Below are 13,626 nucleotides of genomic sequence, written 5' to 3' on the forward strand. Positions count from 1 at the left end.
TGACAGGGTCCAACATCAAGGGTTCAGGCGTCCATAGGCGCGCGTTATGCTCTGCCGGACGCCATCGCTTCCTGCATCGCAGCAATAAAGTCCTGCGTCATGCGGGAAAGCGGCCGGTCTTCCAGATGGACGCAATAGACGTCGAACTTGGAGCCCCTGGCCAGGGGCCGGAAATCCAGATCCTCCCCCACCATCGCGCGCGCGGTGAATTCGTCCACGACGGCGATCCCCGCCCCCTCGCGCACCAGCGCCGCCGCCACATAATAGGTCTCGACCGAGATGCCCGCGCGGCTCGCCAGGGTCGGGTCGATCTCACTGGTCAACAGCGTATCGATCGATCCGGTGGCGGCGAGCTTGACCAGATCGAACCGGTCGAGCGCATCCACCGAGAGCCGCGGCGGCGGGTTCGGAAAGTCCTGCTTCCGGAACAGGAGCACGAGTTCGCCCGAGCCGATCGACACTTCGCTGAGCCTGGGGTGTCGTGGTGAATCATAGGCTACGGCGATGTCGCTGCTCCGCTCGTAGAGCGAACGCAGCATGTCTTCCTTGTGTATCGTCTTGATCTCGAACGAGACATCGGGATGCGACTTGCGAAACCGGGCGACCGCGCGCGGAATGACTTGCAACCCGAGCGACGGCAGCACCCCCAGCCGCATATGCCCGCCGCCACCGCGCCGCAGATTCTTGGTGGTTTCCTGAAGCGATTCGATCCGTCCCTGCAGATCGCGGACTTCATGGAACAGAACATGCGCTTCCTCGGTCGCGACCAGCCGCCCCTTGACGACGCGGAACAGCATGAAGCCGATCTGCGCCTCGGCGTGGCGCAGCACCTTGCTGACCGAGGGCTGCGACACATGGAGCGCACGCGCCGCGCCGCTCACCGAACCCGTCTGATAGACGGCGTGGAAGACTTCGATGTGACGCAATTTCATCATCGCAGTGCAACATTACACAGCGCCGTGATCGAGGCCATAGCCCGGAGCGGTAGCGAAAAGCACCCTACCAATAGCCTCCAGATATGGACGACGCGCCAAGATATGTGCCTGTCCGCACGGCTTCGCCCCCATAGTGCGCATCCGGCCCTGCGTCCGCATGGGGCCGTACCTCGCTTCCTCCGACACAGGAGTTCGCCGCCATGACTAGCCGTTCGAAATGCGTTCGCCTGCCGCTGCTGGCTCTTTCCATCGCGATGCTCGCGGCACCCATCGCCGCGCGCCCGTCGAAGCAGGTCAGCGATATCGTGATTACCGGCGGCACCATCTATGACGGCAGTTCCACCGATCCGATCGTCGGCGACGTGGCGATAGCCGGCGATCGCATCGTCTATGTCGGCCCGACCGCCAGGAATCCCTATGCGGGCAAGCGCACGATCTCGGCCAAGGGCCTGGTCGTCGCCCCTGGCTTCATCGATCCGCACACCCACGCCGATGCCTTCATCACGAGCAAGATTCCGGAGGAGAGGCTCAATCTCGCCTGGATGATGCAGGGGGCGACGACGGTCTTTCTGGGCGTCGACGGCTATGGCCAGCCCGGCCGGAAAGTGGCCGTGGACGCCTTTTTCAGGCAGATCGAGGCGCAGAAACCCGGCACCAACGTCGCCACCTATGTCGGCTTCGGTGCCGTGCGCGGCACCGTGATCGGGGAGGACGACCGCGCGCCGACCGCGGCCGAGCTCGAGACGATGAAAGGGCTGGTCGCCAAGGGCATGTGCGAAGGCGCGCTGGGCCTGTCCGCCGGGCTCTTCTACGCGCCGCAGAGCTTCGCCAGGACCGACGAAGTGATCGCCCTCGCCAGGGAGGCAGCGGTTCGCGGCGGCATCTACGATACGCACCAGCGGGACGAATCATCCTACACGATCGGCGTGATGAACTCGGCGCGCGAGGTCATTTCGATCGGTCGCGGGGCAGGCATACCGGTCCATTTCGCGCATTTGAAGGTGCTGGGCATCGATGTGCAGGGCAAGGCGCCCGAGCTCGTCTCGATCATCGAGGCCGCGCGCGCCGAGGGCCTGAACGTGACCGCCGATCAATATCCGTGGGAAGCCTCCGGCTCCGGCCTCGAGCCCGCATTGCTGCCGCGCTGGGCGGTCGATGGCGGCCGGGCGGCGATGCTCCGGCGATTTGCCGATCCGGCGCAGCTTGCCCGGATCAAGAGCGAGATGGTCGAGAATCTGCGCCGTCGCGGGGGTGCCGCATCGCTGTTGCTGACTCGCCCGGGGCATCCCTGGACGGGAAAACGACTTGGCGAGATCGCCGCCGAATGGGGCGTCGATCCGGTGGCGGCGGCGCTGCGGATCATCACCGAGAGCCCGGACGGCAGCGCGGTCGTATCGTTCAACATGGCCGAGGGCGATATCAAGCTGCTGATGCGCCAGCCGTGGATCGTCACCAGTTCCGACGGCTCGGCGGGGCATCCCCGCATGTATGCGACCTTCCCGCAGAAATACGCGAAATACGTGCTGAAGGAGCACGCCATATCGCTGGCGGAGTTCATCAATTCGAGCACCGGCCGCACCGCCGACATGTTCAAGCTCGAAGGCCGCGGCCATTTGCGGAAGGGCTATTTCGCCGACATCGTCGTGTTCGATCCCGCCGGCTATCGCCCCAGGGCCGATTATGTGCACCCCGCCGAACTGACCGTCGGCGTGCGCACCCTGATCGTCAACGGCGCGGTTGCGATAGATCAGGGCAAGCCCACCGGCCTCGCCGCCGGCCGAGGGCTACGCCATATCCCGACCGCCGGAACCTGCCCCGCCTGATCTGGAACGCAGTGCGGGAGAATGGGAAGGCGGCTCCGGCATTGCCGATAGGTTATCGCCCGACGGCAACCCGTTTGCATCGGATGACCCCGATGCGTGAACGACGATATCGCCCCGCCCGCTTTGGCCGCGCTCACGGCCTTCGAGCTGCCGGTACGCCATGAACCGGACGGCCTGTCGACGGGGCAACTGGCCGAAACGACGGGGCTGACCCGGAGTAGCTTTTCCAAGCGTCTGGGCCCGGCCCATTACTTCCAAACCCGCTCTCGAACACGGCTTCGAAGCGTCCGGCCGGTCAGAAATCGAAGGCGTCGGTCCGATATTGCCGGGAGACCAGGAACGCGTCCGCCACCAGCTGCAGCGGGCGCAGGTCGATATCGCTTTCGCCATTGCGGATCAGGGAAGCGAAGTGGCTGTAGAGCCGGGGATATTCGCCGGGATCCTCACCGGGCACCTGTTCCGCGCCGTCGATGAAGATGCGCTTGCCGCCTTCGGTGAGCTTCAGCGCGCCCGTCTCGGTCATGACCTCGATGTCCCAGCTCTGCGGGCCGGTTTGCAGAAAATCGAGATCGAGCGAGACCGGCGCACCGGTCGAAAGGCGCATCGCGATCTGGGCAGCGATCGGCGAATCGCGGTTCTCGGGGACGACGATGGCGCCGCTTTCGACCATCAGGTCGTCCGGCAGGATCGCCGTGGCGATCGAGAGCGCGTTGATGCCCGGATCGAACACGCCGAAGCCGCCCGGCCCCAGGATCCAGTCCTGGCCCGGGTGCCACACGCGGATATCCTCACGCCATCGGATCGATGCGCCGGTCACGGTCCGCCCGGCAAGCCAGGCCCGCGCCGAATCGACGCTCGCGGCCTCGCGCGAATGCCAGCTGGCGAAAAGCGAGACGCCCGCCGCCTCCGCAAGCCGTGCCAGGGAAGCGACTTCCGCAATCGTCGCGCCCGGCGGCTTCTCGATCATGACGTGCTTGCCCGCCGCGATGGCCGCGCGGGCGATCCGGTCGCGGCCTCCCGGCGGCGTGCAGATCGATACGGCGTCGATCGGTGGGCCATCGGCAAGCATGGCCTCGATGCTGTCGAAACCGGGGAGGCCCTCCACGGCGGAATGGCGGCTGGCCGCGGCGGCGAGCACGAAATCGGGCGACGCCGCGATCGACGGGAGATGCTGGTCTCGCGCGATCTTCCCGACGCCGACGATTCCCAGCCGGAGGGGATCGGGGAGTTCGATCGCAGTCATTCGGACAGCCCTTGCCCGGGCAGGGACGACGATCGATCCACGGTGCTTGAATCCTCCGCTTTATTTTTATCTGATAAATCGGCTTTCTATCGATCGGCCTTCGCGCCATCAACCGCGAAACGTGGCGATCCCCTGCCGCGCGATAGGATGCCACTCCGATCGAAGCCCCCGAGCGGCCCGCCTGGTGGCGGACTGGCTTCGGGTGCCTCCTCCAAATTCCGTTCAGGGGCCGCGTGTCCCGATACGATCAGGGAATTGCGGTGGGCGACAAACGGACGAGCTCCATCACGTCCACGATGATGCGCAGCATCGCCGTTCGCGAGGCCTCCGGATCGCGCGCCTCGATCGCCCGCAGCACCGCCCCATGCGCATCGAGATCGGCGCTGCGGCCCTGGATGCGGTTGGTCAGGCGGATCGAAGTGCGCAGCGCCGTGTCCACCACGTCGCTGAACTGCGCGAAGAACGGATTGGCCGAGGCCTGCAATATCGCCAGGTGGAAGGCGATATCCGCTTCCAGCGGATCGTCGTCGCCCGCGTCCGCCGCGATCATCCGGTCGAAGCCGGTGCGGATCATCTGCAATCCGTTCTTGTCCGCCGCAATCGCCGCCAGGGCGGCGGCGGCAGGCTCGATCGCGACGCGCAGTTCGTTGAACTCGCGCAGCAGCTTGAGCGAGAATTTCCGCTCGAGCAGCCAGCGCAGCACGTCGGAATCGAACAGGTTCCAGGCGCTGTCCGGCTGGACGACGGTGCCCTGGCGCGGACGTGCGCTGAGCAGCCCTTTGGTCGTCAGCATCTTGACGGCTTCACGCGTGACGGAACGGCTCACGCCGTGCTGCTTGGAAAGCTCGGCCTCGGTGGGGAAAGGCGTGCTCGCATAGCCGCCGGTGACGATCATCTTCCCGAGATGATCGAGCAGACCATAAGTGAGATTGCGCCCGAGGGACGTCCGGATTTCACCAGGATCTGCCGACATCGCTTGCACTCGCCATTGCCCCGCTGCTAGGTGATATAGATCATATAAATAGGCCACGCGTATTTCATTCATAGCGCTCCGGCCGACCCGGGGGAAGGCATCTGGATGCAGCTCGCTACAATCGATATCCTGGTCGTCGCGGTCTATTTCGTGCTCATCTTCGGCCTTGCGCAATATGTCTCGCGTGAAAAGGCGGGTGCCGCGCCCCGGAACACCACCGATTACTTCCTGGCCTCGAAGAACCTTCCCTGGTGGGCGATCGGCGCATCGCTGATCGCGGCCAATATCTCGGCCGAACAGATCGTCGGCATGTCCGGATCCGGCTATGCCATCGGCCTGGCGATCGCATCCTATGAATGGATGGCCGCGCTGACCTTGCTGATCGTCGGCAAATATTTCCTGCCGATCTTCCTGAAGAACGAGATCTACACGATGCCGCAGTTCCTGGAGCGGCGCTACGGCCCGTCCATCCGGACGCTGATGGCGCTGTTCTGGCTGGCGCTCTACGTCTTCGTGAACCTCACTTCGATCATCTGGCTGGGGTCGATCGCCGTCACCAAGGTGGCCGGCATCAACCAGGATCTGGCGCTCGTCATCCTGGGCGCGTTCGCCCTCCTCTATCAGTTGCGCGGCGGGCTGAAGGCAGTCGCGCTGACCGACATCGTGCAGGTGACGCTGCTGGTGCTCGGCGGCCTGGTCATCGCCGCGCTGACGCTGGGCGAGCTGGGCCGGGGCGCGGGGATGCTCGCCGGGTTCAGCCAGCTGACCGCGGAGATACCCGATCATTTCCACATGATCCTGAAAAGGGGCGATCCGCACTATATGGACCTCCCCGGCCTTTCGGTGCTGATCGGCGGTATGTGGATCGCCAACCTCAGCTATTGGGGCTTCAACCAGTATATCATCCAGCGTGCGCTGGCCGCCAAGTCGATCGGCGAGGCGCAGAAGGGCATCATCTTCGCGGCTTTCCTGAAGCTGCTGATGCCGCTGGTCATCGTCCTGCCGGGCATCGCCGCCGTGGTGCTCGCGCCCGATCTCGCCAAGCCGGACGAAGCCTATCCGACGATGATGCGCCTGCTGCCCAGCGGCCTGCTCGGCCTGGTGTTCGCGGCGCTGATCGCGGCGATCGTCGCGTCGACCGCGTCGAAGATCAATTCGATCGCGACGATATTCACCCTCGATCTCTACGCCAAGCATGGCGGCGGCCGGGATCGCGGCGAGGGCAATGAACGCCACCTAGTCTTCGTCGGCCGGGCCGCGGCGGTGGTGGCGATCATCCTCGCCATCCTCACCGCGCGCCCGCTGGTCGGCAGCTCGGAACAGGCGTTCCAGTTCATCCAGGAATTCACCGGCTTCTTCACGCCGGGCATCACCGTCATCTTCCTGCTGGGCCTGTTCTGGAAACGCGCGAACGAGGCCGGGGCGCTGGCCGCGGGCGCCGCTTCGGTGATCCTCTCCTGGGCGTTCAAGGCGTTCCTGCCGGCGCTGCCCTTCATGGACCGGATGGGGCTGGTCTTCCTGATCGCGCTGGCGCTGGCCGTGACCGTCTCGCTGGTCACGCGCTCGCGGGCGGACACCGACACCATCGATACCGCCAATGTCAGCTACCGCACCGGCACGTCGTTCAATGTCGGCGCGATCGCCGTCGTCCTGATCCTGATCGCACTGTACGCGACATGGTGGTGAGCAACGCCGCCTTCATCGCGATCGACTGGGGCACCACCAATCGCCGCGCCTATGCGATCGCCGCCGATGGCGCGGTGATCGAGACGGTGCGCGACGACAAAGGCGTCCTGGCCGTGCCGCACGAAGCGTTCGCGGGCGAGGTCGCCGGGATTCGGGCGCGGCTGGGCGACCTGCCGGTGCTGTGCGCGGGCATGGTGGGATCGACGCGCGGATGGGTCGAGGTGCCCTATCGCGCCTGCCCCGCCGGACTCGACGCCTTGGCCAAGGGGTTGGTCTGGGTCGAGCCGGGCCGCACCGCGATCGTGCCGGGGCTCAGCGTGGACACTCCGGACCGTTGCGACGTGATGCGCGGCGAGGAAGTGCAGCTGCTGGGCGCGGTTGCCGCCGGCCTGGCGCCTGTTGACGCGTTGCTCTGCCAGCCGGGCACGCATTGCAAATGGGCGCGCCTCCAAAATGGCAGCGTCGCCGATTTCCGCACCGCCATGACGGGTGAGGTGTTCGCGCTGCTCAAGGCGCACAGCCTGCTCGGCGACTTCCTGAAAGGCACCGTCGCCGACGGACCCGCCTTCCGCCAGGGGCTCGCGCTCGCGCAGGACGGCCGGCTCCTGTCCAGCCTGTTCGGCGAGCGCGCGGGCGTCGTGCTCGGCCACCGCGATGCGGACGACGTGGCGGCGCGGGTGAGCGGCCTGCTGATCGGCACCGACGTGCGCGAACAGGGCCTGGCCGCCGGGGGGGAAGTGCATATCCTCGCCGACCCGGCGCTCGGCGGATTATACTCGGCGGCAGTCGCCGCCGCGGGCGGCAGGCCGGTGCTGCTCGACAGCCATGCCGCCTTTACCGCAGGCATCACCGCGATCTGGAAGGAAAACAATGGACGCTAGACAGACCCTCGCTGCCGCGCTGGAGCGTTGCCCGATCGTCGCGATCCTGCGCGGCGTGAAGCCGGACGAAGTCGAGGCGATCACCGAGGCGCTGGTTTCCGCCGGCATCGGCATGATCGAGGTGCCGCTGAACTCGCCCGAGCCCTTCGACAGCGTGTACAAGCTCGTGCACAGCTTCGGCAAAGACGCATTGATCGGGGCGGGCACCGTGCTGAGCGAAGCCGATGTCGTCCGCGTCGAGAATGTGGGGGCGCGGCTGATTATTTCCCCGAATGTCGATCGCGCTGTGATCGCCGCGACGGCCAAGCGCGGAATGGTTTCGCTTCCCGGCTATTTCACGCCCAGCGAAGCATTCGAGGCGATCGGCGCCGGCGCGACCGGCCTGAAGCTGTTTCCCGCCGAAGCCGGCTCGCCGCGCCTCATCGATGCGCACCGCGCGGTGATTCCGCGCTCCATCCCCATCCTGGCGGTGGGCGGCGTGACTCCGGATACGCTCGCCGACTGGTGGAAGGCTTGCGAGGGCTTCGGCCTGGGTTCGGGCCTGTACAAGGCCGGCATGAGCCCCGACGAAGTCCGGACGCGCGCCACGGCCTTCATGGACGCGCTGAGGATCGCTGCGGGCTAATGGGATACTGAGCGCGGACCAACGCTGCCATCAATCGAGCCCGGCCTTGCCCGGCGCCCAATAGGCCTTGCTCCGCAGGCGGGTGGAGCCGACACCCGCCATTCTCAGCGCGCGATTGAGGCGCTGAATCGCCTGCGCGCGGCCGGTCAGGACGAAGGTGGCGTCGCCTTGGGCAAGCTGGGTGATCCGGCTCTCGAGGTCCGGCATGTGGCTGCTATCGGCGCGACGTTCGACCAGCGTTGCCGCGCCGAGTGCGGTCGCCTGCAGGACGGGGCCACATTCGCCCGCATCCGATACCTCGAACAGAAGCTGCGGGGGCGGGGTCCGTCCGGACATGCCGGTGAGCGCCGCCGCCAACCCGAACGACGTCTCGTCGCCGAACAGGACCAAGGGCCCCTCGATATCGGCGACGTCCAGCGAGCGGCGCGGGCCGAAGAACTGACATTCGTCCCCTTCCGCCAGCCCGGTCGCCCAATCGCTCCCCGGCCCTGCCCCGTGCGACCAGGCGAGGATGCGCGTGCTGCCGCGCGCGTCCCATTCCATCGGGGTATAGGTGCGCGCGGTGAAGAGCCCGCCCAGCATCACCTGGATCTTCTGCCCCGGCCTCCAGACGACGCCTTGCAGCGCATCGCCGGCCAGGTCGATCAACCGGAACCTCGCCGACAGCGGCTCGACCGCCGTCACGGTCGCAGGCCGCATCAGCCAGCGGATCAGCGTCTTCTCGATCCGCCCCGGCCCGGCACGCATTTCGTTCATTGCAATCTTCCCTTCACGTCCTGGGTGTCGTCGCGGATCATCGACAGCATGATGCGCGTCGAATGCAGCGCGCAGGCGAAGGCACGGTCCATGCCGCTGCCCAGGCGGCATGGCCCTATCCGATCGAGCAGGGACGGATCGGCGAGCAAGCGGCACAGCAGATGCTCGTCCACCGACGGCGCAAGCACGCAGCCCGTGCAGAGCTTGTGATCGAAGCGGCTTTCGCACAGCCGCATCAGGCTGTCGAAGACGGGCGCAAGCATCGCGCAGCCTTCGGGCTCGAACAGCGTGTGCAGCGCCCGCTGGACCGGACGGCCCCCGTCCCGCGCCTCGCGCCAGCGCCTCGCCGCGGCGAGGACCAGCGCATCGGGAACCGGCGCCGGTGCATATCCCTGGATCATGATGCCCTGGCTCCCGTCGCGCGGGGGAACAGCCGCCCCGTCCTCCGGCAATAATCGTCAAGACCGGCGATCCAATTATGGCGAGCGATCGTGACGATCGCCGGAAGACTGGCCATCATCGAACGCTTCTTCTCCGCCATGGCGCCTCTCCCGGTCGCTTGCGTGCGACGCATATGGGCATGGCATATTTGCGAACGATTCTCAACAATATTGCGAGCGATTCGCAAAAAGTAAATGGTCAGAACGTCGCGCCAACATATTCACTCATGAGAGAATTAGTATTGCGAAAGGCCGCACTTTGCTGCAGCTTAGATGGGGTGAGCGCCGAAGAGCGCCGACCGGAGAGAGATGTGGGGAGGATTTTATGAAGGCTTGTGCGTTGTGGCTGAGCGCGTCTGCGCTCGCTTTCGCCTGCTGCGGCACCGCCGCCGCGCAGACGCAACCGGAAACCCAGGACAGCGGCACCGCCACGTCCGAAGCGCAGAACGAGGAAATCGTCGTCACCGCCCAGCGCCGCAGCGAGAACCTGATGACCACGGCGGTCTCGGCCTCGGTGCTGTCGGGTACCCAGCTCGAGAACAAGGGCGTCGCCAATGTCGACGCGCTGCAGTTCGCGATGCCGAGCGTGGTGGTCAACAATTTCGGCCAGGGCAACGACTTCAACGTGCGCGGCATCGGCAAGGCCGAGCACAATACCCAGACGACCACCGGCGTCATCACCTATCGCGACGGCGTCCCCTCCTTTCCGGGGTACGTCCAGGGCGAGCCCTATTTCGACATCGCCAACATCCAAGTGCTGCGCGGGCCGCAGGGCACGATCGTCGGCCAGAACGCGACCGGCGGCGCGGTGTTCGTCAACACCAACGATCCGATCATCGGCGGCGGCCTGCACGGCTATATCAACGCCAATTACGGCAACTATAACGATGCCGGCGTGCAGGGCGCGGTCAACCTGCCGATCAGCGACAAGTTCGCCGCCCGCATCGCCTTCTTCGGCGAGCGGCGGGACGGCTTCTACAACATCACCGGCCCCGGCGGCGCGCGCTACGCCGGCAGCAACAACGACCTGGGCATGGCCGCGGGACGGATCAGCCTGTTGTGGAAGCCCAATGACCGGCTCTCGATCCTGTCCAAGACCGACTTCGACTATCTCGATTTCGGCGCCTATCCGGCGAGCCCGTTCGGCACCTATTTCGAGACGCTGCCGGGCACCTCGACGCCCAATCCGAACCACAAGGATCTGTTCGACATCGGGCTCAACGCGCCGCAGGGCGCGCGCGACAAGTTCGTCCGATCGATCCTGAAGGTCGATTACGAGTTCGCGGGCGGCATCAAGTTCCGTTCGGTGTCGAGCATCCAGAACGCCAACACCATGTACCGCGCCGATCTGGACGGCACCGCATCCGACACGCCCGGCGCCGCCAACTCGGCCTTCTACGACAGCGTCACCGAGACGCAGGTGAGCCAGGAATTCAACCTCATCTCGCCCGACAACCAGCGCTTCACCTGGCTGGCCGGCGCGTTCGGGCTGTGGAACAGCTATTTCTTCCTGCACCCCTATCAGTTCATCATCGACGTCGCCTATCCGTTCGATCTGCCGGCGGCGCAGTACAAGCTGCAGGGCCGCAACCCGACGCGCTCGCTCGCGCTGTTCGGGCAGGTCGGGTTCGACATCACCGACAATCTGAAGCTTGAACTGGGCGGCCGCTATACCGCCAGCCAGTCGACCAACCATGTCGATGTGCTGCAATACGGCACCTATATCCGCGACGACCAGCAGACGAAGTCGAACAACTTCTCCTACAAGGCGTCGCTCGGCTGGAAGGTCAGCCCGAACCATTATCTCTACGGCTTCGTGGCGACCGGCTTCCGCCCGGGCGGCCTCAACGTGCCGGTGGGCCTCGGCCTTCCCGATCCGTTCAAGGAGGAGGAGATCACCTCCTTCGAGGCCGGCTGGAAGGGCAGCTTCGCCGACGGGCACATCCGCACGACGATCACCGGCTTCTACAACGACTACAAGAATTTCCAGGTCATCATCGGCTATCCGGACTTCCCGACCTTCGGGATCGAGCTGAACGTGCCGGACAAGACCAAGATCTATGGCGGCGAAGCGGAAGCCGAGTTCCACTTCGGCGGCTTCTCGCTCGATGCGGGCATCAACATCCTGCACAGCGAGCTGGGCACTTTCTACGCCAACGATCCGCGCGTGGTCCCGGCGGTGCCCCTGCCCTGCGATCCGCGCACCGGCCCGGCGAGCGGCAACTGCATCGACCTGGGCGGCCGGCGCCAGACCTATGCGCCCAACTTCACCTTCAACATCGGCGGACAGTATGAGATCAAGCTGGGCGAGAAGGACAAGATCATCCCGCGCGCGAACTACGGGCATGTCGGCGCGCAATGGGCCACGCTGTTCGAGAATCCGGCGCTCGGCGACCGGCTGGAGGATCGCAACATCCTGAACGCGCAGCTCGCCTGGCAGCACGAGTCCTGGACGCTGACCGCCTATGCCACCAACCTCACCGACCAGCATTATCCGGCGGCGCTGAACAGCGGCCTCTATTTCGCCGGGGCGCCGCGCCAATACGGCGTCAAATTGCTCAAGATCTTCTGACCTTCACCCGGCCGATCGTCGCCCGATCGCTCGGACGATGACCGGCCGCTTCGTTCCTCCTATCCCCCAAGGTGTCATGCAACCCTACGGCCTGACGATAGACAAATTCCTGGATCATGCCGCCAAGTGGTTCCCTGACCGCCAGATCGTGGGGGGCGATGCGGGTCGCGTGGCGACGCGGATCGACTATGCGGCGCTCCGGGCGCGCAGCAACCGCATGTCGGGGGCGCTGCTCGCATTGGGGCTGGCGGAGGGCGACCGGGTGGGCACGCTCGCCTGGAACACGCAGCATCACCTTGAGCTCTATTATGCCGCGATGGGCGTGGGGCTGGTCTGCCACACGCTCAACCCGCGGCTGACGACGGCCCATCTCGCCGCGATGATGAACGAGGCCGAGGATCGCGTGCTCGCCGTGGCGGTGGACCTGCTGCCGCTGGCGCGCGAGATCCTGCCGCTCTGCCCCTCGATCGAGCATGTCGTCGTGCTCGACGCCCCCCTGTCCGACGCGGAAGCCCTCGGGTCGCATCCGGCCCGCGTCTGGACCCATGAGGCGCTGCTGGAGGAACTCGGCGCCGAATGCGCCTGGGGCGGGTTCGACGAGAATGCGCCGGCGGGGCTCTGCTACACCTCGGGCACCACGGGCAGCCCCAAGGGCGTCGTCTACACGCACCGTTCCAACTATCTCCACACGCTGCGCGCGCTCCAGGCCGACGCGGTCGCGCTGACCGCAAGCGACGCGCTGCTGCTCGCGGTGCCGATGTTCCATGCCAATGGCTGGGGCCTGCCTTTCGCCGCGCCGGCGGTGGGCACCAAGCTGGTGCTGCCCGGCCGCGCGATCGACGGCGCCAGCCTCGCCCGGCTGATGCGCGACGAAGGCGTGACCGTGGCGGTGGGCGTGCAGACGGTGTGGCTCGCGCTGGCCGATCACCTGGAGGAAACCGGCGAGGAACTGCCCGCGCTCAAGCGCGTGCTGATCGGCGGATCGAGCTGCCCCGATGCGCTGATCCGGCGGCTGGAGGACCGGCTGGGCGCTGAGGTGCAGACGAGCTGGGGCATGACCGAGCTTTCCCCGATCGGCACGATCGCTCCGCCGGGCACGACCGGCGACGCCCGTGCCTCGGGCCGCCCGCTTATGGGGCTGGACCTGAAGCTCACCGATGCCGAGGGCAATACGCTGGTTCCCCAGCGCGGCATCCTCGGCCATCTCAAGGTGAAGGGCCACAGCGTGCTCGACCGCTACTATCTGGGCGAGAGCGACGCGCTGGATACGGAGGGTTATTTCGACACCGGCGACCTCGCGATGATCGACGATAGCGGCAACCTCACCATCTGCGGGCGCGCCAAGGATCTCATCAAGTCGGGCGGCGAATGGATCAACCCGACCGAGATCGAAGCGATCATCGGCACCCATCCGGCGGTGCGCCATGTCGCGGTGATCGGCCGGCCCGACGTCAAATGGGGCGAGCGGCCCGTGCTGATCGTCGAGACCCAGGGCGACGACCAGGATCCGCAGGCGCTGGTCCGGCTGCTGCGCGGCAAGGTGGCCGACTGGTGGATTCCGGACCAGGTGGCGGAGGTGGCGGCGATGCCGCTCGCCGCTTCGGGCAAGATCGACAAGAACCGCCTGCGCGCCGACTATGCCGAAGGCAGGATCCTGGGCGAGCGGGTGGCGCGGTAGCCGCTGCCCAACTC

General features: G+C 66.2%; 11 protein-coding genes and 1 pseudogene. 7 read left to right on the forward strand and 5 right to left on the reverse strand.

Features of this window, described 5'->3' with window-relative positions; genetic code table 11:
* Positions 1 to 44 precede the first annotated feature (44 nt).
* The gene (locus tag HB724_RS00635) at positions 45 to 932 is read right to left on the reverse strand and encodes a LysR family transcriptional regulator (RefSeq protein WP_213978961.1); all 888 of its coding nucleotides are present in this window, start codon (positions 930 to 932) and stop codon (positions 45 to 47) included.
* Between the two features lie 203 nt (positions 933 to 1,135).
* On the opposite strand from HB724_RS00635, the gene HB724_RS00640 reads away from it, so the two are divergent.
* Together HB724_RS00640 and HB724_RS20310 are read left to right on the forward strand one after the other, a co-directional pair.
* The gene (locus tag HB724_RS00640) at positions 1,136 to 2,758 is read left to right on the forward strand and encodes an amidohydrolase family protein (RefSeq protein ID WP_213978962.1); all 1,623 of its coding nucleotides are present in this window, start codon (positions 1,136 to 1,138) and stop codon (positions 2,756 to 2,758) included.
* A gap of 96 nt (positions 2,759 to 2,854) precedes the next feature.
* A pseudogene (locus HB724_RS20310) lies at positions 2,855 to 2,986 on the forward strand (transcriptional regulator); the annotation flags it as partial.
* Between the two features lie 67 nt (positions 2,987 to 3,053).
* Here the strand turns inward: HB724_RS20310 and HB724_RS00645 are convergent.
* Complete coding sequence (locus HB724_RS00645) at positions 3,054 to 4,001, reverse strand: Gfo/Idh/MocA family oxidoreductase (protein ID WP_213978963.1); 948 nt, start codon at positions 3,999 to 4,001, stop codon at positions 3,054 to 3,056.
* Positions 4,002 to 4,248: 247 nt separating this feature from the next.
* Entirely contained in the window at positions 4,249 to 4,974 is a 726-nt protein-coding gene (locus tag HB724_RS00650; RefSeq protein WP_213978964.1) for a FadR/GntR family transcriptional regulator, read from the reverse strand.
* A gap of 105 nt (positions 4,975 to 5,079) precedes the next feature.
* Here HB724_RS00650 and HB724_RS00655 point away from each other — a divergent pair, with 105 nt between their 5' ends.
* Genes HB724_RS00655 through HB724_RS00665 form a run of 3 tightly spaced genes read left to right on the forward strand, consistent with a single transcriptional unit; the run spans position 5,080 to position 8,166 of the window.
* Positions 5,080 to 6,660: a sodium/sugar symporter gene (locus tag HB724_RS00655; RefSeq protein WP_213978965.1), complete on the forward strand. Its 1,581-nt coding sequence runs from the start codon at positions 5,080 to 5,082 to the stop codon at positions 6,658 to 6,660.
* Positions 6,651 to 7,541 carry a 2-dehydro-3-deoxygalactonokinase gene (locus HB724_RS00660; RefSeq protein WP_213978966.1) on the forward strand — a complete coding sequence of 297 codons (891 nt, stop codon included), beginning with the start codon at positions 6,651 to 6,653 and terminating at the stop codon, positions 7,539 to 7,541. The genes HB724_RS00655 and HB724_RS00660 overlap by 10 nt, the downstream gene beginning before the upstream one ends.
* A complete protein-coding gene (locus HB724_RS00665) occupies positions 7,531 to 8,166 on the forward strand; it encodes a 2-dehydro-3-deoxy-6-phosphogalactonate aldolase (RefSeq protein ID WP_213978967.1) in 636 nt (211 codons plus the stop codon). The genes HB724_RS00660 and HB724_RS00665 overlap by 11 nt, the downstream gene beginning before the upstream one ends.
* A gap of 30 nt (positions 8,167 to 8,196) precedes the next feature.
* On the opposite strand, the gene HB724_RS00670 is transcribed toward HB724_RS00665, so the two are convergent.
* Entirely contained in the window at positions 8,197 to 8,922 is a 726-nt protein-coding gene (locus tag HB724_RS00670) for a siderophore-interacting protein (RefSeq protein WP_213978968.1), read from the reverse strand.
* On the reverse strand, positions 8,919 to 9,323 hold the full coding sequence (locus HB724_RS00675; RefSeq protein ID WP_213978969.1) for a hypothetical protein: 405 nt from the start codon (positions 9,321 to 9,323) through the stop codon (positions 8,919 to 8,921). Before HB724_RS00675 ends, HB724_RS00670 begins: the two co-directional genes overlap by 4 nt.
* 364 nt (positions 9,324 to 9,687) lie before the next feature.
* Here HB724_RS00675 and HB724_RS00680 point away from each other — a divergent pair, with 364 nt between their 5' ends.
* Positions 9,688 to 11,934 carry a TonB-dependent receptor gene (locus HB724_RS00680; protein WP_213978970.1) on the forward strand — a complete coding sequence of 749 codons (2,247 nt, stop codon included), beginning with the start codon at positions 9,688 to 9,690 and terminating at the stop codon, positions 11,932 to 11,934.
* Between the two features lie 76 nt (positions 11,935 to 12,010).
* Entirely contained in the window at positions 12,011 to 13,612 is a 1,602-nt protein-coding gene (locus HB724_RS00685) for an AMP-binding protein (RefSeq protein WP_213978971.1), read from the forward strand.
* Positions 13,613 to 13,626 lie beyond the last annotated feature (14 nt).

The sequence above is a fragment of the Sphingomonas sp. dw_22 genome, assembly GCF_018449795.1.
Classification (GTDB): domain Bacteria; phylum Pseudomonadota; class Alphaproteobacteria; order Sphingomonadales; family Sphingomonadaceae; genus Sphingomonas.